This is a genomic window from Streptomyces sp. NPDC001514 (assembly GCF_053597075.1).
The window spans coordinates 78594-101151 of sequence record NZ_JBSFHO010000018.1; the positions used below are offsets into that span (position 1 = coordinate 78594).

The 22558-nt window shown below is 71.7% G+C and carries 24 protein-coding genes, 1 pseudogene and 1 riboswitch; of the genes and pseudogenes, 12 read left to right on the forward strand and 13 right to left on the reverse strand.

All coding sequences use genetic code 11. From position 1 onward, the window contains the following. Nucleotides 1–107: 107 nt before the first annotated feature. Nucleotides 108–1397, reverse strand: coding sequence for an adenosylmethionine--8-amino-7-oxononanoate transaminase (locus tag ACWCXB_RS20270; RefSeq protein ID WP_450724723.1), 1290 nt, complete (start codon nucleotides 1395–1397; stop codon nucleotides 108–110). Further along, nucleotides 1390–2550: a biotin synthase BioB gene (gene bioB / locus ACWCXB_RS20275; protein ID WP_450724725.1), complete on the reverse strand. Its 1161-nt coding sequence runs from the start codon at nucleotides 2548–2550 to the stop codon at nucleotides 1390–1392. The genes ACWCXB_RS20270 and bioB overlap by 8 nt, the downstream gene beginning before the upstream one ends. A 145-nt stretch (nucleotides 2551–2695) precedes the next feature. On the opposite strand from bioB, the gene ACWCXB_RS20280 reads away from it, so the two are divergent. Both ACWCXB_RS20280 and ACWCXB_RS20285 read left to right on the forward strand, forming a co-directional pair. Further along, nucleotides 2696–3853 carry an 8-amino-7-oxononanoate synthase gene (locus tag ACWCXB_RS20280; RefSeq protein ID WP_450724727.1) on the forward strand — a complete coding sequence of 386 codons (1158 nt, stop codon included), beginning with the start codon at nucleotides 2696–2698 and terminating at the stop codon, nucleotides 3851–3853. Nucleotides 3854–4149: 296 nt separating this feature from the next. Next, a complete protein-coding gene (locus tag ACWCXB_RS20285; protein ID WP_450724729.1) occupies nucleotides 4150–4581 on the forward strand; it encodes an ATP-binding protein in 432 nt (143 codons plus the stop codon). 173 nt (nucleotides 4582–4754) lie between these two features. Here ACWCXB_RS20285 and ACWCXB_RS20290 read toward each other — a convergent pair whose 3' ends face one another. After that, on the reverse strand, nucleotides 4755–5684 hold the full coding sequence (locus ACWCXB_RS20290) for a LysR family transcriptional regulator (RefSeq protein ID WP_450724731.1): 930 nt from the start codon (nucleotides 5682–5684) through the stop codon (nucleotides 4755–4757). Nucleotides 5685–5780: 96 nt separating this feature from the next. On the opposite strand from ACWCXB_RS20290, the gene ACWCXB_RS20295 reads away from it, so the two are divergent. Further along, nucleotides 5781–6413, forward strand: coding sequence for a LysE family translocator (locus tag ACWCXB_RS20295; RefSeq protein WP_450724733.1), 633 nt, complete (start codon nucleotides 5781–5783; stop codon nucleotides 6411–6413). Here ACWCXB_RS20295 and ACWCXB_RS20300 read toward each other — a convergent pair. From ACWCXB_RS20300 to ACWCXB_RS20315, 4 genes are all read right to left on the reverse strand, one after another. Continuing rightward, nucleotides 6367–6933: a DUF6328 family protein gene (locus ACWCXB_RS20300; protein WP_450724735.1), complete on the reverse strand. Its 567-nt coding sequence runs from the start codon at nucleotides 6931–6933 to the stop codon at nucleotides 6367–6369. The two genes, ACWCXB_RS20295 and ACWCXB_RS20300, sit on opposite strands and share 47 nt — an antisense overlap. 66 nt (nucleotides 6934–6999) lie before the next feature. Beyond that, on the reverse strand, nucleotides 7000–7476 hold the full coding sequence (locus ACWCXB_RS20305) for a C40 family peptidase (RefSeq protein ID WP_450724737.1): 477 nt from the start codon (nucleotides 7474–7476) through the stop codon (nucleotides 7000–7002). 3 nt (nucleotides 7477–7479) lie between these two features. Beyond that, a riboswitch (cyclic di-AMP (ydaO/yuaA leader) is annotated at nucleotides 7480–7634 on the reverse strand. A gap of 364 nt (nucleotides 7635–7998) precedes the next feature. Further along, nucleotides 7999–8307, reverse strand: coding sequence for a hypothetical protein (locus tag ACWCXB_RS20310; protein WP_450724739.1), 309 nt, complete (start codon nucleotides 8305–8307; stop codon nucleotides 7999–8001). A gap of 7 nt (nucleotides 8308–8314) precedes the next feature. Beyond that, a complete protein-coding gene (locus tag ACWCXB_RS20315; protein WP_450724741.1) occupies nucleotides 8315–8950 on the reverse strand; it encodes an ATP-dependent Clp protease proteolytic subunit in 636 nt (211 codons plus the stop codon). A gap of 71 nt (nucleotides 8951–9021) precedes the next feature. On the opposite strand from ACWCXB_RS20315, the gene ACWCXB_RS20320 reads away from it, so the two are divergent. Then, entirely contained in the window at nucleotides 9022–9330 is a 309-nt protein-coding gene (locus tag ACWCXB_RS20320; protein ID WP_450724743.1) for a type II toxin-antitoxin system Phd/YefM family antitoxin, read from the forward strand. A gap of 183 nt (nucleotides 9331–9513) precedes the next feature. Here the strand turns inward: ACWCXB_RS20320 and ACWCXB_RS20325 are convergent. Then, nucleotides 9514–10089 (reverse strand): annotated as a pseudogene (locus ACWCXB_RS20325) (hypothetical protein); the annotation flags it as partial. On the opposite strand from ACWCXB_RS20325, the gene ACWCXB_RS20330 reads away from it, so the two are divergent. The 7 genes from ACWCXB_RS20330 to ACWCXB_RS20360 all read left to right on the forward strand — a co-directional run bounded on the left by ACWCXB_RS20330 (nucleotide 10052) and on the right by ACWCXB_RS20360 (nucleotide 15043). Next, on the forward strand, nucleotides 10052–10369 hold the full coding sequence (locus ACWCXB_RS20330; protein WP_450724868.1) for a hypothetical protein: 318 nt from the start codon (nucleotides 10052–10054) through the stop codon (nucleotides 10367–10369). The pseudogene ACWCXB_RS20325 and the gene ACWCXB_RS20330 overlap by 38 nt on opposite strands. 137 nt (nucleotides 10370–10506) lie before the next feature. Continuing rightward, nucleotides 10507–10809 (forward strand): urease subunit gamma, encoded by a 303-nt coding sequence (locus ACWCXB_RS20335; RefSeq protein ID WP_450724745.1) that lies wholly within the window; start codon nucleotides 10507–10509, stop codon nucleotides 10807–10809. 14 nt (nucleotides 10810–10823) lie between these two features. Further along, nucleotides 10824–11135 (forward strand): urease subunit beta, encoded by a 312-nt coding sequence (locus ACWCXB_RS20340; RefSeq protein ID WP_450724747.1) that lies wholly within the window; start codon nucleotides 10824–10826, stop codon nucleotides 11133–11135. Next, on the forward strand, nucleotides 11128–12849 hold the full coding sequence (locus tag ACWCXB_RS20345; protein WP_450724749.1) for an urease subunit alpha: 1722 nt from the start codon (nucleotides 11128–11130) through the stop codon (nucleotides 12847–12849). Before ACWCXB_RS20340 ends, ACWCXB_RS20345 begins: the two co-directional genes overlap by 8 nt. 11 nt (nucleotides 12850–12860) lie before the next feature. Then, nucleotides 12861–13607 carry an urease accessory protein UreF gene (locus tag ACWCXB_RS20350; protein ID WP_450724751.1) on the forward strand — a complete coding sequence of 249 codons (747 nt, stop codon included), beginning with the start codon at nucleotides 12861–12863 and terminating at the stop codon, nucleotides 13605–13607. Nucleotides 13608–13625: 18 nt separating this feature from the next. Further along, on the forward strand, nucleotides 13626–14309 hold the full coding sequence (ureG, locus tag ACWCXB_RS20355; protein WP_450724753.1) for an urease accessory protein UreG: 684 nt from the start codon (nucleotides 13626–13628) through the stop codon (nucleotides 14307–14309). Further along, nucleotides 14306–15043, forward strand: coding sequence for an urease accessory protein UreD (locus ACWCXB_RS20360; protein ID WP_450724755.1), 738 nt, complete (start codon nucleotides 14306–14308; stop codon nucleotides 15041–15043). The genes ureG and ACWCXB_RS20360 overlap by 4 nt, the downstream gene beginning before the upstream one ends. Nucleotides 15044–15072: 29 nt before the next feature. Here ACWCXB_RS20360 and ACWCXB_RS20365 read toward each other — a convergent pair whose 3' ends face one another. The 5 genes from ACWCXB_RS20365 to ACWCXB_RS20385 all read right to left on the reverse strand — a co-directional run bounded on the left by ACWCXB_RS20365 (nucleotide 15073) and on the right by ACWCXB_RS20385 (nucleotide 21173). After that, nucleotides 15073–15795: a lysophospholipid acyltransferase family protein gene (locus ACWCXB_RS20365; RefSeq protein ID WP_450724757.1), complete on the reverse strand. Its 723-nt coding sequence runs from the start codon at nucleotides 15793–15795 to the stop codon at nucleotides 15073–15075. Nucleotides 15796–16229: 434 nt separating this feature from the next. After that, nucleotides 16230–17765, reverse strand: a complete 1536-nt coding sequence (locus tag ACWCXB_RS20370; RefSeq protein WP_450724759.1) for an ABC transporter ATP-binding protein — start codon at nucleotides 17763–17765, stop codon at nucleotides 16230–16232. Next, nucleotides 17762–18616 (reverse strand): ABC transporter permease subunit, encoded by an 855-nt coding sequence (locus ACWCXB_RS20375; RefSeq protein WP_450724761.1) that lies wholly within the window; start codon nucleotides 18614–18616, stop codon nucleotides 17762–17764. Before ACWCXB_RS20375 ends, ACWCXB_RS20370 begins: the two co-directional genes overlap by 4 nt. After that, on the reverse strand, nucleotides 18613–19644 hold the full coding sequence (locus ACWCXB_RS20380; RefSeq protein ID WP_450724763.1) for an ABC transporter permease: 1032 nt from the start codon (nucleotides 19642–19644) through the stop codon (nucleotides 18613–18615). The genes ACWCXB_RS20375 and ACWCXB_RS20380 overlap by 4 nt, the downstream gene beginning before the upstream one ends. Next, a complete protein-coding gene (locus ACWCXB_RS20385) occupies nucleotides 19629–21173 on the reverse strand; it encodes an ABC transporter substrate-binding protein (RefSeq protein ID WP_450724765.1) in 1545 nt (514 codons plus the stop codon). The genes ACWCXB_RS20380 and ACWCXB_RS20385 overlap by 16 nt, the downstream gene beginning before the upstream one ends. Before the next feature lie 387 nt (nucleotides 21174–21560). Between ACWCXB_RS20385 and ACWCXB_RS20390 the strand changes: the two genes are divergently transcribed. Next, nucleotides 21561–22556, forward strand: a complete 996-nt coding sequence (locus tag ACWCXB_RS20390) for a TauD/TfdA family dioxygenase (RefSeq protein ID WP_450724767.1) — start codon at nucleotides 21561–21563, stop codon at nucleotides 22554–22556. The last annotated feature ends 2 nt before the right edge of the window (nucleotides 22557–22558 follow it).

Here is a 22558-nt window from a genome sequence, read left to right on the forward strand (position 1 = left end):
CGGCCCATTCCCAGCCCGTCCGGCGATTGGGGACGGACACGCGGGCCGCCCGGGCGGTACCGGGCGCGTCCCGGGGGCCGGGGGGCCCGGGGCAGAAGCCCCGGACCTCACCCCGCCGCCGCGGCCGCGCATACCGCGCGGGTGATGCGGACGAGGTCCTCGTCGCCGGTCACGTACGGCGGCATCGTGTACACCAGGTCGCGGAACGGGCGGAGCCAGACGCCCTCGCGGACCGCCGCCTCCGTGGCCGCGGCCATGTCGACGGCGTGGTCCAGCTGGACGACGCCGATGCCGCCGAGGACGCGGACCTCCCGCACCCCGCCCAGCGACGCGGCCTCCGCGAGGCCGTCCCGCAGGCCCGTCTCCAGGCGTTTGACCTCCTGCGCCCAGTCCTGCCCGAGGAGCAGGTCGATCGAGGCGCACGCCACCGCCGCCGCCAGCGGGTTTCCCATGAACGTCGGCCCGTGGGCCAGGACCGGTACCTCGCCCTGCGAGATCCCGTCCGCGACCGGGCCCGTGCACAGCGTCGCCGCCATCGTCAGGTAGCCGCCGGTCAACGCCTTGCCGAGGCACATGACATCGGGCGACACGCCCGCATGCTCCGCCGCGAAGAGCGTGCCCGTGCGGCCGAAGCCGGTGGCGATCTCGTCGAAGACGAGCAGCACACCGTGCGCGTCGCACGCCTCCCGGAGCACCCGCAGATACTCGGGGGAGTGGAAGCGCATCCCGCCCGCTCCCTGCACCACCGGCTCCACGATCACCGCGGCCAGCTCGTCCGCGTGCCGCGCGACGAGCGTGCGCAGATGGTCCGCGTACGTCTCCTCGTACGCCACCGGCGGCGCGTCCGCGAAGATCTGCCGCGGCAGCACGCCCGACCACAGCTCGTGCATGCCGCCCTCGGGGTCGCAGACCGACATCGGCTGCCAGGTGTCCCCGTGGTAGCCGCCGCGCCAGGTCAGCAGGCGCTGCTTCGCCGGACGCCCCACCGAACGCCAGTACTGCAGGCACATCTTCACCGCGACCTCGACGGACACCGAGCCCGAGTCGCAGAGGAAGACGTGCTGCAACGGCTCCGGGGTGATCTCGACCAGCCGGGTGGCGAGCCGGACGGCCGGCTCATGGGTGAGGCCGCCGAACATCACATGGCTCATACGGTCCAGCTGTCCGCGCGCCGCCTCGTTGAGCACGGGGTGGTTGTAGCCGTGGACCGCCGACCACCACGACGACATACCGTCGACCAACTCGCGCTGCCCGTACGCCGGGTCGGCGAGCCGGAGCCGTACCCCGGACGCGGACTCCACGACGAGCGGGTCCGTACGGCCCGGCATCGGGCCGTACGGGTGCCAGACGTGGGCCCGGTCCAGGGCCACGAGCTCGCGCGCGGTGGAGCTACGCATTGGGCGCGAGGTCCGTCCCGGCGCCGCGGCGGCGTACCGCCACCAGGTCGGGTCGCGCCGCCGAGGGGTTCGCGGTTTCCGGCGCGGTGTCACCGCACGGCTCGCAGCCGCCGCCCCCGTGCGAACCGCAGCCGCCCGCGGCCACGTCCACCCGGTGCTCCGGCAGCGTCGTCGTGTCCGTGCCCTCGACCTCGAAGCCCGCGTCCGCGATCATGTCGAGGTCCGCCTTGCCGGCCTGGCCCTCGCTGGTCAGATAGTCGCCGAGGAAGATCGAGTTGGCGAGGTGCAGCGCCAGCGGCTGGAGCGTGCGCAGGTGCACCTCGCGGCCGCCCGCCAGCCGTACCTCCACGTCCGGGCAGACGAACCGCACCATGGCGAGGATCCGCAGCGCCCGCTGCGGTGTCAGGTTCCACTCCTTGGCGAGCGGCGTGCCCTCGAACGGGATCAGGAAGTTCACCGGCACCGAGTCGGGGTCCAGTTCGCGCAGTGCGAAGACCACGTCGACCAGGTCCTCGTCGCTCTCGCCCATGCCCGCGATCAGGCCCGAGCACGCCGACAGACCGGCCGCGTGCGCCTTCTGGACGGTGTCCACCCGGTCGGCGTACGTGTGCGTGGTCGTGATGTCCCCGTACGTCCCCTCGGACGTGTTGAGGTTGTGGTTGTACGCGTCGGCGCCCGCGGCCCGCAGTCGCTCCGCCTGCCCGTCGGAGAGCAGACCGAGGCAGGCGCACACCTCGACGCCCTCGTTCTGCTCCTTGATCGCCTCGATGGTCTGCGACACCCGGTCGACGTCCCGGTCCGTCGGTCCACGTCCGCTCGCGACGAGGCAGACCCGCTTCGCGCCGCCCGCGACCCCCGCGGCCGCCGCCTGCGAGGCCTCGTCCGGCTTCAGCCAGGTGTACTTGAGGATTTCCGCCTTGGAGCCCAGTCGCTGGGAACAGTAGGAGCAGTCCTCCGGGCACAGACCCGACTTGAGATTGACCAGATAGTTGAGTTTCACCCGCCGTCCGAACCACTGACGGCGTACCTTTCCGGCCGCGGCCACCACTTCGAGCAGATCGTCGTCGGAGGTCGCCAGGACGGCGAGCGCTTCTTCGCGGGTCGGCAGCTCGCGCCGCAGGCCCTTGTCCACCAGCGTGTTCAGGAGGTCCATGGCGCAGATCCTTGCCTACCGGACACCCTCGGGCCAAGGAGGAACTCGACAACACGCGCGGAATGAGGTGTGTGCATGGCCACACTCTGACCTCTGCTGTCCCGGGCTAGGGTCTGTTCGCTGCCTACAAAAGGACCGGACCGTCATGTCGCAGTCCCCGCCCCAGGATCCGTTCGAGTGGACCGTCGACGCGGCGCGCCTGCGGGCGGACGCCGGTCTCGTACGGACACTCCGGCCGCGCCCCGCCGATGCCGCGGTGCTCGATCTCGCGAGCAACGACTATCTCGGCCTCACGCGCCGCCCGGAGATCACCGAGGCGGCGGCCGACGCCGCCCGGCGCTGGGGCGCCGGTGCGACCGGCTCGCGGCTGGTCACCGGCAGCACCGAGTTGCACGCGGAACTGGAGCGTGAACTGGCCGAGTTCTGCGGGTTCGAGGCCGCCCTGGTGTTCTCCTCCGGGTACGCCGCGAACCTCGCCGCGCTCACCGCGCTCAGTGCGCACGGCTCCCTGATCCTCTCGGACGCGGGCAACCATGCCTCGATCGTCGACGGCTGCCGGCTCGCACGGGCCGAGACCGCGGTGGTGCCGCACGCCGACCCAGAGGCCGTACGCAAGACGCTCGATGCGCACCCCGGGCGGCGCGCTCTCGTCGTCACCGACTCGGTCTTCTCGGTGGACGGCGACGCGGCCCCGCTGACCGGTCTCGTCGAGGCCTGCCGCACGCACGGCGCCGCCCTGGTCGTCGACGACGCGCACGGCTTCGGGGTGCTCGGCGAGGGGGGCCGGGGAGCACTGCACGCCGCCGGGCTCGCGGGTGCCACGGGCGTCGTCGCCACGCTGACGCTCTCCAAGTCCCTCGGCAGCCAGGGCGGTGCCGTCCTCGGCCCGGTGCGGGTCATCGACCATCTGGTCAACGCCGCGCGGACGTTCATCTTCGACACCGGTCTCGCCCCGGCCGCCGCGGGCGCGGCCCTGGCGAGCCTGCGGCTGCTGCGCCGTGAGCCGGGACTCGCCGACCGGGCCCGTACCGTCGCGACCACGCTGTACGAGCGGCTGACCGCGGCCGGACTGACCGCGGCGCGTCCGGACGCGGCGGTCGTCTCCGTACAGGCGCCGTCGCCGGAGTCGGCCTTGCGGTGGGCGGCGGACTGCAGGGCCGAGGGGCTGGCCGTGGGCTGCTTCAGGCCGCCGTCCGTGCCGGACGGGATCTCGAGGATCCGGCTCACCGCGCGCGCCGATCTCACGGAACGGCAGATCGAGACGGCGGTCGGCGTGATCCTGCGGACCGCACCGCCCCGCTGAGCTCCGCGGCGTACACGCTGCGCGGGACCGTGCCGCATGCCCGCCGCTTCCGTCCGGTACAGCCGACCGCGGCCACGAAACGGCAGCCACCAAGTGTGCGCCCAAATACGTTCTCGCGTCGCAGAGTTCACCGCTTCGAGCGACAGATACCTGCATCTCTTGGTGGATCGCCACCAACAGCGACATCAGCGGTGGCACTCTGGCGCGAAGCGCAGTCCGAGGCCGTTCCGGCACACCATCCGCTACGTGTCGCCACGTGCCGGCAGCCGGCCCCGGTGGGAAAGGGACAGCCCGCCATGGCAGACCACCAGGAAGCCTCCGTCACTCTGCCGAGCGATCCCGCCTCGGTCTCCGCCGCGCGGAGATACGTCACCGGCGTCCTCACCGAATGGGGCCTCCCCAGTGAGGCGGAAACGGCCGACACCGTCCGGCTGATCGTCTCCGAACTCGCCACCAACGCCGTGCAGCACACCTTCGGACAGTCGCCCACCTTCACCGTCGACGTCCGGCTGGAGCGCGACGAGCAGTTGCGCATCGGGGTCACCGACAGCCATCCGCGCTGGCCGCAGCGGCTGCCCGCCGCCGTCCAGCAGGACAACGGGCGCGGGATGGTGATCATCCGCTGGCTCATCACCGAGTGCGGTGGGCAGCTCTCCGTGACCCCGACCCCGGAGGGCGGCAAGACCGTCTGGATCGCGCTGCCCTGGACCGCCGCGACCGTCCAGTGACCGAGGGCCTCCCCCGGACCGTCGTACGCCCTCCGGGCAGGCTCCGAAGTGGCCGGTACCGCACCGGCGGGCCGGGGCGTCCGGCCTCCATCGCCGGACGGACCGGAAGATCCGGGCCGCGCGCAACCGCTGCCCGGAACCGTCAGGTTCGGCCGGCGTGTCCGTGTCCGTCCTCACACGCTGGACGGGCCGGAAACGCCGGCCCGCGCGAACCCCGTCCGCAGCAGCGCCCGCAGTGAGCGGGCAGCGGGACCGGACTCGTCGCCACGGTGCGCGACCGAGATCGTCCGGCGGAAAGCGGCGGGCTCCAGCTGCCGCACGCCGAGCGGCGTCGTCGCCGTCGCGGCCACCATCTCCGGTACGACGGCGACCCCGAGGCCCGCACTGACCAGAGCGCACACCAGGGCGTAGCCCGGCGACTCGCACACCACGGCAGGGGTCGCCCCGGCCCGCGCCAGCGCGCTCTCGACACCCTTGCGCGACGGATGCGAGGGTGCGCCGCTGATCAACGGCTGCCCCGCGAGCTCGCTGACCGGGAGCCGCCCGGAGCCGCCCGCCAGCAGCTGCCCCGGCGCCGTCACCAGCACCAACTCCTCGACCAGCAGAGGCTCCAGAACGACCCCGGCGGGCAACGGGGACGGCTCGGCCGGTTCGTACGCATGCGTGAGCGCCAGGTCCACCTCGCCCGCGGCGACGGCCGCGACCCCGGCCGGCGGCTCGTACTCGGCGACCGTCAGTTCCACATCCGGATGGGCCCGGCGGAAGGAGCTGAGCACCGGCGGCAGCAGATGGACGCCGGCCGTGGTGAAGGTGCCGACGCGCAGCCGGCCGCCGGACAGGCCGGACAGCCGGGCCAGCTCATGGCGGGCCCGGTCCATCTCGTCCAGCACCCGCCGGGCGTGCGCCGCGAGCACCTCTCCGGCCGGGGTCAGCCGTGCCCCGCGGTGATGGCGCACCAGCAACGCCGCCCCCGCCTCCCGCTCCAGCTTCGCCAGCTGCTGGGAGAGCGCGGGCGGGGTGTACCCGAGCCGCTCCGCGGCCCGGGTGATCGAACCGGCCTCGGCGACCGCCACGAGCGCCGCCAGCCGCGTCGGGTCGTACATGTCTCCACCCTAGGTGCGAGCCTTAAGCATCTCTTCAGGCCCACCCAGAGAAGTCCACATACCTGCTGAAGGCTCTCGTGCTCCAGTCTGGAACGCATGGACGCACAGCTGATCGCCTTCATCGGGGTCGCCGCCGCAATGGTCGCCATGCCGGGCGCGGACTTCACCGTCGTCGTACGCAGTGCGCTGGCCTCGCGCCGGGACGGTGTCGCGGCCGCGCTCGGGGTTGCCGGAGGGCTGGTCGTGCACACCGGGCTGGCCGTGGCCGGGCTGGCGGCGCTGCTGGTGGCGGTCCCGGTGCTCTACCGGACGCTGCAGTTCATGGGCGGTGCGTATGTCCTGTACCTCGGCGTGCAGGCCCTGCGCAGCGCGCTGCGGCCCGTGCGGGCCGCCGGGGACGAGAGCGAGTGGCCGGTGCCGGCCGGAACGGTGCGCAGTCTGCGTCAGGGCTTTCTGACCAATGTGCTCAACCCCAAGGCACCGGTGCTCTTCCTCAGCCTGCTGCCGCAGTTCGTCCCGGACGGCGCGGCCGTGCTGCCGCGCACCCTGCTGCTGGCCACGATCGTCGTCGTGCTCGCACTGGTCTGGTTCCCGCTGGTGGCGCTGCTCGTGGACCGGCTGGGGCGGTGGCTGCGCCGTCCGCGTACCGCACGCACCGTGGAGGGGGTCAGCGGCGGTGCCCTCACCGCCCTCGGCCTGACCCTGGTGACCGCTCCTCTCGCCCACTGAGCCTCCGGCGCATGACCCAGGGGAGGACGGCCCAGAGCCCGGTACAGATGATCAGCGTCACCGCGGCGGCCATGATCCCCTCCGGCGTGCCGTGCACGACGTCGACGACCAGCAGCATCGCCGAGCTCAGCGCCAGCGCGAGCACCGCCAGGCCGACAGCCGCCAGCCGGGAGGAGACCTGCACGATCTCCTCCTTGGCGCCCCTGCGGAAGAGGCCGCGATGCACCGCGGCGGGCGCGGTGAACAGCGCCGCGGCCGCCACGGCGAAGAGCAGCGTCGTCACGTACGTGCCGCGCTGGAACGAGTCGAGCGTGGGAAACCGTGCCGTGAAGGCGAGGGTGAGCAGAAAGGCGAACAGGATCTGCACGCCCGTCTGGATGACCCGCAGCTCCTGCAGCAGCTCGGCGAAGTTGCGATCGGCGCGCTCCAGCTCCGTCTCGCGCCGCGCCTTCTCGCGTCGCGTGTCGCCGGCTCGTGCGTCGTCGTTCCCCGGGGTCCCGGGCCTCTGGTCGTCGGGCATACCGTACGAGTAGCCCGTGCCCCGCGAAACATGCCGGCAGCAGGGCCGACCGGCTGACCCGGCCGGTCAGCGTACGCGCCCGTACCGGACGCTCTTGGCCCAGATCCTCTCCAGCTTCACGACGGAGCCGGTCTTGGGGGAGTGCCAGATCTTTCCGTGACCGGCGTAGATGCCGACGTGGTACACGTATCCGCCGGCGTGGAAGAACACCAGGTCGCCGATCTGCCGGCGGGACGCCGAGATGTGGCGGGTCCGGTTGTACTGGGCCTGCGCCGTGCGCGGCAGCCTCTTTCCCGCCTTCTTGTACGAGTAGAGCGTGAGCCCCGAGCAGTCGAACCGGTACGGGCCCGTGGCTCCCCACCGGTACGGGGAGCCCCTCTTGGACGCGGCCACCTCGAGGGCCTTCCACGCGTGAGCCGACGCGGCGTGGGCCTCCGAAGCGCCGCCCGGGACCAACAGGGAGCCGCCGACGGCGGCGAGAGTGAGAGCCGAGACGGCACCCGTCCGGGAGAGCAGGGACGGACAATGTGTCTGCGCAGTCATGCGCAACCCTTCGTCAGCCGCCTGTGAAGGATGACCTGTCGGGTTCGGACCTGCGAAGATGCCCGGCCGCCGCAGCGGCTTCACCCCGAGGACCGGCCATGTGGGCGGCCGGCCCGTACTGCTCGGGTCCTCCACTCCTGCCGAAGCACTCCTGTCGACCAGGCATCCGGTGCGGCGGCAGGACTCGGCGTCCGCCCGGACCGCCCCGCCGCGGTGGCGGGGGCTTGTCGTCCCAGGGATCTTGACGCACGAACTGCCGGATTTCCGAGTCGAAACGACGGTATGTGAGGCTCATCACGACTGATCCAATCGAGTGGACCAAGCCGTTCGGCCCACTTCGAGTGGCCGCGTAACGAGCCCTGTACCAGCAACGGAACGCTCCATTCCGCCACATGGCCCAGCCTGCCGCGCAACTTGCCGGGCCCAAAAGTTGAAGCCGCGACTACTCCGGATGGGCGACACCCACTCGTACGCCTGTGGCCCTCCCGGAGTGCGTTTCGCGTCGGCGCGCGGTCGTCCCGGTCAACTCGCCGACTCCGGCGGGACGGTGATGCGCGCGGTCCGCCGCTCCCCGTCCAACACTCGCAGCGCGCGGGCCAAGGTGGGTGCGTGCAACTCGTTCTCGCCGCGGGCGTGCATCAGTGCGAGCGCGTCCCGCAGGGCGATCGCGTGTGCGGTCAGGGCCTGGGCGGCGCGGAGTGCACCGTAGGTGTGGGCGCCTCTGGCCGGATTGATCCGTCCCAGCTGGTCGACGACTTCGAGATAGCGGTCGATGAACTCGCTTTCGGCGCGGGTCAGTGCGGGCAGCGGGGGCAGTTCCGGGGGCAGCACGGCCGGTTCACCGCGCCGAGGGCGAAGCGGCGGACGTCTTGCGGTTCTTGATGATGTGGTCGACCAGGCCGTACTCCTTCGCGGCTGCAGCGTCGAACACGGTGTCGCGTTCGATGTCGGCGGCGATGCGCTCGGCGCTACGACCGGTGTGACGCACCAGCATGGCGGAGATCTGGTCACGTAGCCGCAGCAATTCCTGTGCCTGGATGTCGAGATCGGTCGGCCGGCCCTGGACGGGTTCCGGGAGGGCGGGCTGCTGGACGACGACCCGGGCGCCGGGCAGGGCCATCCGCTTTCCGGGCGTGCCGGCCGCGAGCAGGACCGCGGCGGTGGAGGCGGCCTGCCCCAGGCAGGTCGTCGCGACGTCGCAGGTCACCACCTGCATCGTGTCGTAGATCGAGGTCATCGCGCTGATCGGGCCGCCGGGGGAGTTGATGTAGAGGTTGATGTCCTGGTCGGGGGCGGCGTACTCGAGATACAGGAACTGGGCGATGACATCGTTGGCCGAAGTGTCGTCGACGGTCGTGCCGAGGAAGATGATCCGCTCCTCCAGCAGCTTCGAGTACGGGTCGACCGTGCGGAGGCCGGCGCTGGTGCGCTCGGTGAGCTCCGGCAGAACGTAGCGGGCGGAAGGTCGGTGCATCGGCGTACCTCTCCTCGTGCGCAAGTCTCTGTAAAAAATGTACAGGACGTACAGCTCGTTATGATGGGAGCATGGCTTATGAGATTCCGGTGACGCAAGCACGGGCAGAGCTCGCCGAGCTGATCAACCGCGTGGTGTACGGCGGCGAGCGGGTGGTCGTCACTCGCCATGGAAAGCCGCTCGTGGCCCTGGTCTCCGCCGCTGACCTGGAACGACTCGAGGGTCTTGCGGGCCTTGAGGGCGCCGAGCACCCGGCCGACGAGCCGGTGGCCACCACTGTGTCGAGGCTGCGCACGCCGTCGTCGCCGTCCGCTCCGGGCGAACGGGGCCGCTTCGGCATCGCGGCGGAGCACCGGCCGCCGGGCGGCGCCGACGCATGAAAAGACCGCGCGCCCCGGTCCGCTACAGCGGGGACGCGCGGCCGTTGAGGGTGTGCCGGCGAAACCGCGCCGGTCAGCCGACGCTGGTCGAAGTCGAAGTCGAAGTCGAAGTCGAAGTCGAAGCCGGTGCCGGTGCCTGGGCCGGCCGGCGCGGCCCGGAGCGTCCCCGGCCCTATGACGGCCGCCGATCAGCACCGCGGTCACGCTCAGCACCGCCCACAGGGACAGGGTGAGCGCGGGCACCAGCGCCCCGGCCGCCACCCCCGCCTGGCTCAGCGGCAGGATGCTCGAAGCCGGCGCGCCGCCCCTTGGGGTCGGTCCCCCGACGGGGCTGGAACGACGTCCTCGGCCTGCGGCGCCGCGCCTGCAGGCGCGGCTGCCGCGACGGATTCCTTGAGCAGCTGGACCACGACCGGGCTCGCGGCGGAGGCCGCCGGCACCTTCGGCCCCTGGGGCCACGACCGCGCCGTATACGACGCGATCCTCGATCGCGTCCCGGGCGGCGGCCTCGTCGGCGTAGCGGTGTACATCGAAGGCCCCTCCCGCTGCCGAAGTGCTGTGCCGACTGTGCTGTCGCGGCAGCTGGAGCCGCCACGCCGACCGGCAGGTCCAGCGGGGCGATGCGCGCGGCGGGCAGGCGAACGCCCAGAGCGCGAGGGCGACGGCGGCGACCCCCGACGTCCTGCTGGGCCGGGTGCTGCGCACGTTCCTGGAGGAGGAGGTGCCCGGAGGCGACCGGCAGGCCTTCGCCCGCCTCATCGTCCAGGTCTGGACCGAGACGCTCCGCAACGAGCGGCTCGCCGCCGTCCTCCATGACGGCTACGCCGGGATGCGACGCGCCTGTGCCGACGTCGTCGGACGCCTACCGGGCCGGTGGAATCCTGGGCGCCGACGTGCCGGCCGACCATGCCGCCGGGACGATGATCGCCACTGCGATGGGCTTCACCGCGCAGCAGACCCTGTTCGGCGATGTGCGGGTGGAGGTCCTCGAGGACGTCTGGGTGCGCCGATGTCCATGGAGGTGCCGAAGATCAGTTAACGCGCCGGAAAAACTTCCGCCCTAACGTTCAAACGTCGGTCACGCGGTGCCCGCATCGCGGTCAACAGAATGTTGACGTGGGGTGGCGTCGCGCTGACCCGAACTGGCCCTCGCCGGACGACTTGTGAGGTGGAAGCGTGCAACTGACTCCGCACGAGCAGGAACGACTGCTCATCCATGTCGCCGCGGACGTGGCCGACAAGCGCAGAGCCCGCGGGGTGAAACTCAACCATCCCGAGGCGATCGCCCTCATCACCTCGCACATCCTGGAGGGCGCCCGCGACGGGCGTACGGTCGCCGAGCTCATGGCCTCCGGACGCAAGGTGCTCACCCGCGACGACGTCATGGCCGGCATCCCCGAGATGATCCACGACGTGCAGGTCGAGGCCACGTTCCCGGACGGCACCAAGCTCGTCACCGTCCACGACCCGATCGTCTGACGGGGGACGCCGCCATGATTCCCGGAGAGTTCCTCTACGCCGATGAGCCCGTCACGCTGAACGAGGGCCGCGAGGTCACGCGCCTGACCGTGCTCAACGCCGCGGACCGGCCCGTCCAGGTGGGCTCCCACTACCACTTCGCCGAGGCCAACCCCGGCCTCGACTTCGACCGCGCCCTCGCACGCGGGCAGCGGCTGAACATCGCGGCCGGCACCGCCGTGCGCTTCGAGCCCGGCATCCCCGTCGAGGTCGAACTCGTACCCCTGGCAGGTCTCCGTGTCGTACCGGGGCTGCGCGGAGAGACCGGAGGTCCGCTCGATGGCTGAACTGACACGTGCCGTGTACGCGGACCTGTTCGGGCCCACGACCGGCGACCGGATCCGGCTCGCCGACACCGGGCTGTTCGTCGAGATCGAGGAGGACCGCTCCGGCGGGCCCGGGCGCGCGGGCGACGAGGCCGTGTTCGGCGGCGGCAAGGTGATCCGCGAGTCGATGGGCCAGTCCCGTACGACCCGGGCCGAGGGCGCCCCCGACACCGTCATCACCGGCGCGGTGATCCTGGACCACTGGGGCATCGTCAAGGCCGACATCGGCATTCGCGACGGCCGGATCACCGGCATCGGCAAGGCGGGCAACCCCGACACCATGGACGGGGTCCACCCGCAGCTGGTGATCGGTCCCGAGACGGAGGTCGTCGCGGGCAACGGGAAGATCGTCACCGCGGGCGCCATCGACGCCCATGTCCACTTCATCTCGCCGACCGTCGTCGACCAGGCGCTGTCGTCCGGCATCACCACGCTCGTCGGCGGCGGCACCGGTCCCGCCGAGGGCACCAAGGCCACCACGATCACACCGGGTTCCTGGCACCTTGCCCGGATGTTCGAGGCGCTGGAGCACTACCCGGTCAACATCGGGCTGCTCGGCAAGGGAAACACCGTCTCCCGCGAGGCGATGCACGCCCAGCTGCGGGGCGGTGCCATCGGGTTCAAGATCCATGAGGACTGGGGGGCCACGCCGGCCGCCATCGACGCGTGCCTCGGTGTCTGCGAGGAGACCGGCGCGCAGCTCGCCGTCCACACCGACACCCTGAACGAAGCCGGGTTCGTCGGCGACACACTCGCCGCTATCGCCGGGCGCACGATCCACGCGTACCACACGGAGGGTGCGGGAGGCGGGCACGCGCCCGACATCATCACCGTCGTCTCGGAGCCGTACGTCCTGCCGAGCTCCACCAATCCCACCCGGCCGCACACCGTCAACACCATCGACGAACACCTCGACATGCTGATGGTCTGCCATCACCTCAACCCGGCAGTCCCCGAGGACCTGGCCTTCGCCGAGTCGAGAATCCGGCCGTCGACCATCGCCGCGGAGGACGTGCTGCACGACCTCGGAGCGATCTCGATCATCTCCTCGGACTCCCAGGCCATGGGTCGCGTGGGGGAGGTGATCCTGCGGACCTGGCAGACCGCCCATGTCATGAAGCAGCGACGGGGCGCGCTTCCGGGGGACGGACGCGCCGACAATCTGCGGGCCCGTCGCTATGTCGCCAAATACACGATCAACCCGGCCGTCGCCCAGGGCATGGACCACGAGATCGGCTCCGTCGAGCCGGGCAAGCTCGCCGACCTGGTGCTCTGGGAACCGGCGTTCTTCGGCGTCAAGCCGCAGCTCGTCATCAAGGGCGGCCAGATCGCCTACGCGCAGATGGGCGACGCCAACGCCTCCATCCCCACGCCCCAGCCGGTCATGCCCCGCCCGATGTTCGGCGCCATCGGCCGGGCCCCCGCCTCGAACTCGGTCAACTTCGCCACGGCGCAGGCGATCGACGCCGGTCTGTCCGACCGCCTCGCCCTCGGCAAGCGTTTCGAACCGATCCGCAGCACCCGCGGCGTGACGAAGTCGGACATGCGGGAGAACGACGCCCTGCCGCGCGTCGAGGTCGACGCGGACACCTTCACGGTGACGATCGACGGCGAAGCCGTCGAGCCGGCTCCGGCGGAGGAACTGCCGATGGCCCAGCGCTACTTCCTCTTCTGATGACGATGGCCATGACCAGGCACACGAAGCGGCACGAACCGGCACCGGCAGCCGGGCCCGAGGCGCCCGCCGACGGCGGGCCGGGCGTGCGGGCCGCGTTGCTGGTGCTGGCCGACGGGCGGTTTCCCGCCGGGGGGCATGCGCACTCCGGCGGGGCCGAAGCGGCCGTGAAGGCGGGGCGGATCCGGGATGCCGGGGGGCTTGCCGGGTTCTGCCGGGGGCGGCTGCACACCGCGGGGCTGACCGCCGCGGCGCTGGCCGCGGCGGCGGCGTTGGGGGTCGACCCCGTCGAGCTGGACGCGGCCGCCGACGCCCGCACACCCTCACCCGCGCTGCGCGCCACGGCCCGCAAGCTCGGCAGGCAGCTGATGCGGGCAGCCCGGGCCGCCTGGCCTTCGGGCGAACTCGACGCGCTGGCAAGGGCGTTCCCCAAGGGTGCCCATCAGCCCGTCGTGCTCGGGCTCGCCGCACGGGCCGCGGGACTCGGCCCCGAGGACGCCGCGCACTGTGTCGCGTACGAGACCGTCGGCGGGCCCGCCACCGCCGTGGTGCGCCTGCTCGGTCTCGACCCCTTCGAGGCCACCGCCGTCCTCGCCCGCCTCGCCCCCGAGATGGACCAGGTCGCCCGGCGCGCCGCCGACGCGGCACGCCGGGCAGCCGAGGTCGGCATCGACGTCCTGCCCGCCGCATCGGCGCCGCTGCTCGACATCACCGCCGAGCAGCACGCCGCCTGGCCCGTACGCCTCTTCGCCTCGTAAGCCCCCAGGAGCCGCACCATGCATCTCGACCACAGCCACGACACCGGCACGGCCGTCAGCGCCGACGCCGTACGACCCGACGGCACCCGTCGCGCGCTGCGCATCGGCCTCGGCGGCCCCGTCGGGTCCGGGAAGACCGCGACCGTCGCCGCGCTCTGCCGCGCCCTGCGCGACCAGCTGTCCATCGCCGTCGTCACCAACGACATCTACACCCGCGAGGACGCCGAGTTCCTGCTCCGCAACGCGGTCCTGCCGCCCGAACGCATCCAGGCCGTCGAGACCGGCGCCTGCCCGCACACCGCGATCCGCGACGACATCTCCGCCAATCTCGAAGCCGTCGAGGACCTGGAGGACACGGTCGGCCCGCTCGATCTGATCCTCGTCGAGTCGGGCGGCGACAATCTCACCGCCACGTTCTCCAAAGGCCTCGTCGACGCCCAGATCTTTGTCATCGACGTGGCGGGCGGTGACGACATCCCCCGCAAGGGCGGCCCCGGCGTCACCACCGCCGACCTGCTCGTCGTCAACAAGACCGACCTCGCTCCCTACGTCGGCTCCGACCTGCAGCGCATGGCCCGCGACGCCAAGGAGCAACGCGGCGAACTCCCCGTCGCCTTCACGTCCCTCACCGCCGAGAACGGTGTCGTGCCCGTCGCCGACTGGGTACGCGCACAGCTCGCCGCCTGGACCGCCGCCGCGTGAGCGTCCAGGCCACGGCTCGTGTCGTCGCCACGCGCGACGGCGGCCTGCCCGTGCTGGAGAGCGCCGGGCCCCTGGCGCTGCGCCGGACCAGGGCCGCCGGACCGTACACCCGCGTCACCGTCGTCGGTGCCATGAGCGCACCCCTCGGCGGTGACCGGCTCGCCATCGAGGCGGACGTCCGCGACGGCGCCCGGCTGCACATCGACTCCGCCGCCGCGACCGTCGCCCTGCCCGGGCGCACCCCGGGGCCGGCGACGTACGACATCGCCCTGACCGTGGGGGAGGGAGCCGAGCTGCGCTGGCTGCCCGAGCAGCTCATCACGGCCCGCGGCAGCGAGCTGCGCATGCGCACCCGCATCGAAATCGCCGCCACGGCACGGCTGGTGCTGCGCGAGGAGCAGATCCTCGGCCGGTACGGGGAGGACACCGGCAGCCTCACCACGCGCCTCACCGTCCACCGCGCCGGCCGCCCCCTGCTCGACCAGGAACTGGCCTACGGCCCGTGCGCGCCCGGCGGCTGGGACGGCGCGGCCGTACTCGCCGGACACCGTGCGGTGGGGCAACTCCTCGTCGTCGACCCGGAGTTCGAGGCGAAGCCCGCGAAGCCGCGGCAACTGGGCGAGACGGCGGTCCTCACCCCGCTCGCCGGCCCCGCCGTGCTGATCACCGCGGTCGCACCGGACGCGCTCGCCCTGCGCCGGCTGCTGGACCTCGATGCGGCACTGTCCGGCTGACCGTCCGACCGTCCGGCCGGCTCCCGCGGTCAGCGGCGGCGCAGCCGCGGGAACTTCCTGGGCTGCGGCTGCGAAGCGGCCTGAGCCGCCTTCACCTGGGCCGCGTACTCGTCCACGTACTCCTGCCCCGACAGGGCGAGGATCTCGTACATGATCTCGTCGGTCACCGCCCGCAGCACAGCCTTCTCGTTCTCCATCCCCGCATAGCGCGAGAAGTCCAGCGGCTCCCCGAAGCGGATCGTCACCCGTTTGATCTTCGGTACGACCTGCCCCGGCGGCTGGATCTCGAACGTCCCGACCATGGCACACGGCACCACCGGCACCTGCGCCCTGATGGCCATCACCGCGACGCCGACCTTCCCCTTGTAGAGCCGTCCGTCGTGCGAGCGCGTGCCCTCGGGGTAGATCCCGAGCAGCTCGCCCTTCTCGAGCACCCCGAGCCCCTCGCGGATGGCCGCCTGCCCGGCGTCCTTCCCCGACCGGTCGACCGGGATCTGCCCGGCACTGCGGAAGAACGCGGCGGTCAGACGGCCCTTGATCCCGGGGCCCGTGAAGTACTCCGCCTTGGCGAGGAAGGTGATCCGGCGCTTGATGATCGCCGGCATGAGGAAGTGGTCGGAGAACGACAGATGGTTCCCCGCGACGATCGCCGCCCCGTCCGCCGGAATGTGCTCGAGCCCCTCGATCCGGGGCCGGAACAGCAGCCGCAGCAGCGGCCCCAGAACGACGTATTTGAGCACGTAGTAGAACACGGTGTCTCTCCCAACTCTACGGGATCGGCTCTGGAGCTGCGTTCTGCCAGGTCACACTGCGAATCTGCCAAGTCAGCGGATATGCGTGTCTGTTCGACTGTCCTCGGGTCTGATCAGACACATGCTGACTCCTTGCTGACTTATGTGACAGTCTTTCAGCTGCTGACTGTGTGGTGTGGCGCACACCGTGTGCCGTGGTGATCGATCGTAGCCCGAGCAGTTGTGTCACTGCGGTTCCAGGGCCTGGCAGGACGGTCGGCAGGGGCGCGGGTCCAGCCCCGCTGCAGGGTGGTCCGGTCGAGGTGCCACTCGGCATACGTGAAGCAGCACTGCTGCTCGGTGAGCGTGAACGATGTGTACCGCGAATCGGCATCGCACGCAGGCCGACCACGGTCACCAGTTGCGCGGTGCCGCTATTTCGGGTTCGGCGGGTCTCAGGCGGGCTGGGCGGCTCCTGCCACCAGGGCCGAGGTCACCGGGTGGGCCGGGGACGCGAAGATCTGTGGGGTGGGGCCCGATTCGACGGTCCGGCCTGCGGACAGGACGAGGAGCGTGTCGGTCCGGCTCGCGACGAGTCGCAGGTCGTGGCTTATGAGGACGAGAGCGAGTCCGCGCCGGTCTCGTAGGTCTTCGAGAAGGTCCATGACGGCGGTGGCGGTGCCGTCGTCGAGGGCGGAGGTCACCTCGTCGCAGACCAGCACATCGGGGTCGGCTGCCAGTGCGCGGGCTATGGAGGCGCGTTGGCGCTGGCCGCCGGAGAGTTCGTGGGGGTACCGGTCCGCGAAATCGGCAGGGAGGCCGACCTGGTCCAGAAGTTCCAGGACGCGGGCGGGCGCCTGGGCCGGGCCGGTCCGGCGGTGCAGGCGCAGGGGGCGGCCGATCGTCGCGCCGACGGTGCGGCTGGGGTTGAGGGTGCCCAGCGGGTCCTGGGGCACGAGTTGGAGGCGTCGACGCTGTTCGCGGGTGCGGCGCTGAGCGGAGGGGCTGACGGGGAGGCCGTCGAGGGCGACGGTGCCGCTGGTCGGGCGGTGGAGCCCGACGATGGCGCGGACCAGGGTGGTTTTGCCCGAGCCGGAGGCTCCCACGATGCCGGCCGTGGATCCGGTGGCTACAGCGAGGTCGACGCCGTGCAACACCGGGACGCGGTTGCCGCGGTGCCCGAAGACGGCGTGCAGGCCGGTCGCGGTGAGCACTGGTGAGCCGGCGGTTCGGGACTGCTCGGTGGGCCGGGGGAGCGCGGCACGCGGTGGTGGTGTGCCGGCACCTCTGCTCAGTTCTACGACATCGTCGGCCAGTCGGGAGACCAGGTCGGCGTCGTGGCAGGACAGTGCGACGGCGATCCGGTGGTTGACCGCCAGGTGGCGCAGGAGTTCGGCTATCTCGTCGCGCAGCTCCGGGTCGAGCCCGGCGGTGGGCTCGTCGAGGAGCAGTACGGCAGGGCGGCGGGCCAGTGCTCGGGCCAGGGCCACGCGGCGCTGCTGACCGCCGGAGAGTTCTCCGCTGCGACGTCCCATGAAGCCGTCGTCCGTGGGTAGTTGGACCTCGGCGAGGAGGGCGCGCAGTGCCTTGGGGTTGCGGTCCGCGGCGACTTCGGCGAGGAGGCGGCGCACCTTCATCCGGGGGTTGAGGCCCGAGCCGGGGTCCTGGCCGAGGTAGGCGAGTCGGTGGCGGCGCAGGGTGCGCAGGTCGGATGCGCCCAGCGTCAGTACGTCCTGGCCGAGGACCTCGACACTGCCGGCCCTGCGGCGGGCTCCCGGCGCCAGCACGCCGGCCACGGCCCGGAGCAGCGTGGTCTTGCCGCAGCCGGAGGGGCCGGTGAGCGCGGTGACGCGGCCCGGGCGGACCTCCAGGTTGCCACCGTCCAGGAGCAGGCGGTCGTCCGGGGCGGCGATGGTCAGGTCTGTGACGCTCACCGCCACGTCGGAGGCGGGGACTTGGGCCTCGGGGTACCAATCGGGCATGTGGTTCACAGTGCGGTCACCGCTTTCCGGCCGGTCTGTGGGACGAGTGCCGAGGCCGCCAGGTTGACGCTCATGGCGAGGAGGCCGATGGCGATGCTGGGAGCCAGCACGGCCCAGGGATTGAGGACGATTCCGCCTGCGTTCTCACGGATCATCAACGCCCAGTCAGCAGCGGGTGGTTGGGGGCCGACCTGAAGGAAGCCTGCGGTGGCGACGACATAGACGGCGGCGACGAAGCGCAGCCCGAAGAGCGCCAGGAGGGTGGCTCGCAGATTGGGCAGTACTTCACGTACGACGAGATGCCACAGCCGCTCGCCGCCGACCGCCGCCGCCTCGATGTAGCCGGCGGCCGCGACAGGCGCCGCAGCGCCGGCGACGAGCCGCACCGCGTAGGGCACGCCCATCACGGCGGCGGCGGCGATCACGGCGAACCGGCCGCCGCCCGGCCAGGACAGAGCGACGAGGAGGATGCCGAGGACGGCGGGCAGCAGCATGAGCACGTCGGCGGACCGCTCGACGATCCGGCCGACCGCCGGGCGCAGGGCGCCGACCGCGCCGAGCAGCGCTGCCGCCGCCGTGACCACGACAGCCACGAGCAGGGAGGTGACGATGAGTTCGCGCCCTCCGGCGAGGAGGCGGGTGAGTACGTCCCGGCCGAGCTGGTCGCCGCCGAGCGTGGCCTCGCCGCCCGGTTCGGCGTACGGAGCGGTGACCGGAGTGTCGATGGCGTGCGGGGCGAGCCACGGCCCGACGACCGCAAGGGCGACCAGCAGCAGCGCGGGAAGGGTGCGCAGGACGACGCCTCGCCGGGGTCGGCGGCGTGCGGCCCGCTTCACGGCGGTCGATTCCGGCGCGGTCATATGCGGCCTCCCGAAGCCGAGGCCCGTACGAGATCGGCGAGCAGGAGTACGCCGGTGATGACGGCTCCGGTGACGGCGACGACACCGGCGATGACGGGGCTGTCCCGGTCGGTGACGGCTCCGGCCAGCACCGAGCCGATGCCAGGGTAGTTGAAGATGGTCTCCACCACGACGGCGCCGCCGAGCAGCATGCCGGTCGAGGTGGCGATGCCTGCCGCGATGGTGGGCATGGCCCCGGGCAGCAGGTGGTGGGTGAGGATGCGGTGGCGCGGCAGACCGTCGATCACGGCGGTCTCCACGTGCGGGGCCTTGGCCTCGTCGGCGAGGGCGGCGCGCACGATACGGGTGTTCCAGCCGATCTGCGGGATCGACAGGGCCAGTACGGGCAGGACGAGCATCCGCCAAGAGGCGGGCGAGCCGTCGGCATCGGGGAGGGTGACGGCGGGCAGCCAGTCGGTCCACAGGGCGAAGACAAGAACGAGGGCGACCGCGACGACGAACTCGGGCAGCGCGAGGACACCGGTGGCCGTGGACGAAACGGCCCGGTCGGCCATGCCGCCGGGCTTGAGCGCCGCCCAGCAGCCCAGGGCGAGCGAGACGACGAGCGTGGCGAGCAGCGCCAGGCCGCCGAGGAGCAGGGTGTTGGGGAAGGGGCGGGCCAGCAGGTCGGCGACGGATTCGCCGTGGGCGGAGGTGCCGAGGTCGCCGGTGGGCAGGCCGGTCATCCAGTCGGTGAAGCGGTCCAGGACGGGGCGGTCGAGGCCGAGGAGTTGGCGCCGCTGAGCGAGGTCGGCGGCGCTCTCGCCGCGTTCCGAGGTGGCGGTGGCAGCGTCGCCCGGCAGCAGTTCGACGCCGGCGAAGACGGTGGCGAGCAGCACGGCAAGCAGCAGCGCCCGGCGGGCGAGCAGGGCGAACAGACCGCCCAGCCGCAGGACCCGGGACAGCACGGGCCGGGCCGGCCTGAGGGGTGCCCCTCCGGCCGGCCCGGTCGCGGGCTGCGTCGCCGTACCGCTCAGCGGGCCAGCCATGCCCGCTCGAGCTGCACGCGTCCGTAGCCGGGCAGGGTGGGCAGGCCGCGCACCGGGGCGGCGGCCAGGTCGATGCCGTCGGCCATGCCCCACAGCAGGTAGCCGGACGTGTCGTGCTCGATCTGCTGCAGCTCGCGCAGCACCTTGGCGCGCTCGGTCGCGTCCTTCGTGCCGATGGCCTTGCGGTATGCCGCGTCGAAGGCAGGGCTCTTCCAACCGGTCTCGTTCTGGCCGGAGTCGGAGAGCATGGTCTTGCTGGCGAAGAAGACGACGGAGTCGTTGGTGCCCCAGTACGTGGTGTAGAGGTCGCCCTTGAGCCAGGTCTTGTCCCAGAAGGTGGCGGACTCCTGCTTGACCACCTCGATCTTCACTCCGGCCTCGCGGACCTGGGTGGCGAACAGGGTCGCGGACTCGGCCAGCCCGGAGATGTCCTCGGTGGTCAGCAGCTTGTACGTCTTGGAGGTGTCGAAGCCCGCCTCCTTCAGCAGCGACTTGGCCTTGGCCAGGTCGCGGGCGCGCTGTGCGATGTCCTTGGCGTAGGCGGGGTCGCCGGTGCCGAGGATGTCGTTGGCGACCGTCCCGTAGCCGGACAGGACCTGCTTGACCATGGCCTCGCGGTCCACGGCCAGTCGCAGCGCCTCACGCACCTTGGCGTCCGCGAACGGGCCGCCGGCGGTGCGCATGACGATGGGCATCGCCATGTCGTTGGGGCGACGGACGATCTGGATGTCCTTGCGCTTCTCGGCCGTACGCGCAGCGATGGCACCGACGTTGGAGGCGACGTCGATCTGCCCGGCGAGCAGGGCGTTGGACATCGCCTGCGGGGATTCGAAGATCTTGACCTCGATGGCGTCGAGGAGGATCTCGCCGCCGTGCCAGTCCTCGTTGCGCACGAGACGGGCGTTGCCGGAGCGGAACCAGTCCAGCTTGAACGGGCCGGTGCCGGGCGCCTTGTCGAGCTCCTTGTCCTTGGTGTCCTTCTTGAGCACGAAGGTCGTGAGGCGGGTGAGCAGCGGCAGTTCGGCGTTGGCGTAGTCGGAGACCAGCACGACGGTGCCGGCGCCCTCGGCCTTGATGTTCTCGGCCTTGATGCCGGGCAGGCGGGAGGCGCCGGAGGGGGTGTTGCGCAGCCGGCGCAGCGACCAGACGACGTCCTCGGCGGTGACCGGGGTGCCGTCATGGAACTTCGCGCCCTTGGCGATCGTGAAGCGCCAGGTCTTCAGATCGTCCGACGCCTGCCAACCGGAAGCCAGGCGAGGGACGGTGTTGGTCTTCGCGCCGGGCGCGGTGAGGGTGTCGTGGACGAGCGCGATGATGAGGTAGTCGCTCTCGTTGGCCTGGGTGCCGTGCGGGTCCCTGGTGATGGCAGAAGCGCGGCCGAGCGCGCCGACCCGGAGCGTGCCGCCCTTCTTGGGCTTGGCGCCCGCGGCGGCGGGCTCGGCCGAGGTGTCACCGCCCCCGGAGCAAGCGGCAAGCAGTGCCGTCGCGCCTATCGCTCCGCCGGCCCAAAGCACTTGGCGCCTGTTCATGTTCACGTACGTCCTCGATCCGCTTCAGGGCGACTGGGGTTGCTTAGGTTTGCCTACCCTAATGGGAACCGTTGCCGCAAGACTCCGCACCCCCGGTGAACATCAGAGCGAATAGCGAGTGATGCATCAGCACTGACGAAGTGCGCGCCGTACGCGCCCCCCTGATGCGCCGTCAGGCGCTTGCGTTGACTAGCTCGTAAGGTTTGCCTTACCTAAGTTCGATGCTAGCGTACGGGTCGTTCGCCGAGACCACAGGCCCGCAGCCGCCATGCATGCGGCTGCTCAGGCCTGCCCGTTACGATCCGCGGCCCCGTTCGCGGATGACGGCCCGGCGTTCCCAGCAGACCCGATTCCCCCTGCCGCCCCACGGAAACGGACTACTTCGCCATGAGCACGGCAGCCGCACCTGTCCGCCAGCTCGATGCCCACACGGTGGGCGAACTGCGCCAAGCCGCCGAGAAGATACTCGACGAATTCGGCACTTCAGCCACATCTCCCCAGCTCCTGAGGCGGGTTGCTCAGACGGCCGGAGAGTTCAGCGACGCCCTGCGCCACCACTGCCGGCCCGTCGACACGGACGACGGCCTGTTCGTCCTGCGCGGCCTCGACGTCGACGACGACACCGTCGGCCCGACACCTGCCGGTTGGGCCACCGCCGGGAACAGCGGGGCCGTCTACGACATCGCGCTGCTGCTGCTTGCCGGCGTGATGGGCAACCCCATCGCCTGGGAGGGGCAGCAGGACGGCCGCTTCGTCCACAACATCGTTCCCTCGCCCGGACACGAGACCGCACAGACCGGCGCCAGCAGCACGGTGCTCCTCAGCCCGCACACCGAGGACGCCTTCCACCCCGGCCGCGCGCACCTGCTGATGCTCGGCTGCATGCGCAATCACGACAACATCGCCACCACCGCAGCCAGCATCCGCAAGGTCCGACTCGCGGACGAGGACATCGACATCCTTACGCGGCCCGTTCTGCCGATCCTCCCCGACGACGCCTACGCCGAAGCCCAGGGATACGCCGACGAAGCGCCTCCGGCCGTACCCACGCTGTTCGCAACTCAGGACGGCATGACGCTGCGCTTCGACCCGGCGTACACGCCCGTGGAGGAAGCGGACGAGACCTACCGGGCCGCCTACCGGCGCCTGGAGGCCGAACTCGCCCGCGTCTCCGTCGCGGTCAGCCTCAGCCCCGGCGAGGTCCTCGTCGTCGACAACGACCTCGTCGTCCACGGCCGGGTGCCCTTCCAGGCCCGCTACGACGGCACCGACCGCTGGCTCAAGCGTGCCTCCGTCCGCGTGCCCGGGCGGCGCACCCGCCCTGTGGCCGAAGCCGGCGAGCACGGCTACGGCCAGGCCGCTCTCGAAGCGCACGCCGGCTGAAC

What these genes read in the sequence shown, in the direction of transcription:
- ACWCXB_RS20380 (WP_450724763.1), bottom strand. Translation starts at nt 19,644, where the DNA reads ATGGCTGGCCCGCTGAGCGGTACGGCGACGCAGCCCGCGACCGGGCCG.
- ACWCXB_RS20270 (WP_450724723.1), bottom strand. Translation starts at nt 1,397, where the DNA reads ATGCGTAGCTCCACCGCGCGCGAGCTCGTGGCCCTGGACCGGGCCCAC.
- ACWCXB_RS20280 (WP_450724727.1), top strand. Translation starts at nt 2,696, where the DNA reads ATGTCGCAGTCCCCGCCCCAGGATCCGTTCGAGTGGACCGTCGACGCG.
- ureG (WP_450724753.1), top strand. Translation starts at nt 13,626, where the DNA reads ATGCATCTCGACCACAGCCACGACACCGGCACGGCCGTCAGCGCCGAC.
- ACWCXB_RS20295 (WP_450724733.1), top strand. Translation starts at nt 5,781, where the DNA reads ATGGACGCACAGCTGATCGCCTTCATCGGGGTCGCCGCCGCAATGGTC.
- ACWCXB_RS20285 (WP_450724729.1), top strand. Translation starts at nt 4,150, where the DNA reads ATGGCAGACCACCAGGAAGCCTCCGTCACTCTGCCGAGCGATCCCGCC.
- ACWCXB_RS20315 (WP_450724741.1), bottom strand. Translation starts at nt 8,950, where the DNA reads ATGCACCGACCTTCCGCCCGCTACGTTCTGCCGGAGCTCACCGAGCGC.
- ACWCXB_RS20390 (WP_450724767.1), top strand. Translation starts at nt 21,561, where the DNA reads ATGAGCACGGCAGCCGCACCTGTCCGCCAGCTCGATGCCCACACGGTG.
- ACWCXB_RS20340 (WP_450724747.1), top strand. Translation starts at nt 10,824, where the DNA reads ATGATTCCCGGAGAGTTCCTCTACGCCGATGAGCCCGTCACGCTGAAC.
- ACWCXB_RS20350 (WP_450724751.1), top strand. Translation starts at nt 12,861, where the DNA reads ATGACCAGGCACACGAAGCGGCACGAACCGGCACCGGCAGCCGGGCCC.
- ACWCXB_RS20385 (WP_450724765.1), bottom strand. Translation starts at nt 21,173, where the DNA reads ATGAACAGGCGCCAAGTGCTTTGGGCCGGCGGAGCGATAGGCGCGACG.
- ACWCXB_RS20290 (WP_450724731.1), bottom strand. Translation starts at nt 5,684, where the DNA reads ATGTACGACCCGACGCGGCTGGCGGCGCTCGTGGCGGTCGCCGAGGCC.
- ACWCXB_RS20375 (WP_450724761.1), bottom strand. Translation starts at nt 18,616, where the DNA reads ATGACCGCGCCGGAATCGACCGCCGTGAAGCGGGCCGCACGCCGCCGA.
- bioB (WP_450724725.1), bottom strand. Translation starts at nt 2,550, where the DNA reads ATGGACCTCCTGAACACGCTGGTGGACAAGGGCCTGCGGCGCGAGCTG.
- ACWCXB_RS20320 (WP_450724743.1), top strand. Translation starts at nt 9,022, where the DNA reads ATGGCTTATGAGATTCCGGTGACGCAAGCACGGGCAGAGCTCGCCGAG.
- ACWCXB_RS20300 (WP_450724735.1), bottom strand. Translation starts at nt 6,933, where the DNA reads ATGCCCGACGACCAGAGGCCCGGGACCCCGGGGAACGACGACGCACGA.
- ACWCXB_RS20305 (WP_450724737.1), bottom strand. Translation starts at nt 7,476, where the DNA reads ATGACTGCGCAGACACATTGTCCGTCCCTGCTCTCCCGGACGGGTGCC.
- ACWCXB_RS20345 (WP_450724749.1), top strand. Translation starts at nt 11,128, where the DNA reads ATGGCTGAACTGACACGTGCCGTGTACGCGGACCTGTTCGGGCCCACG.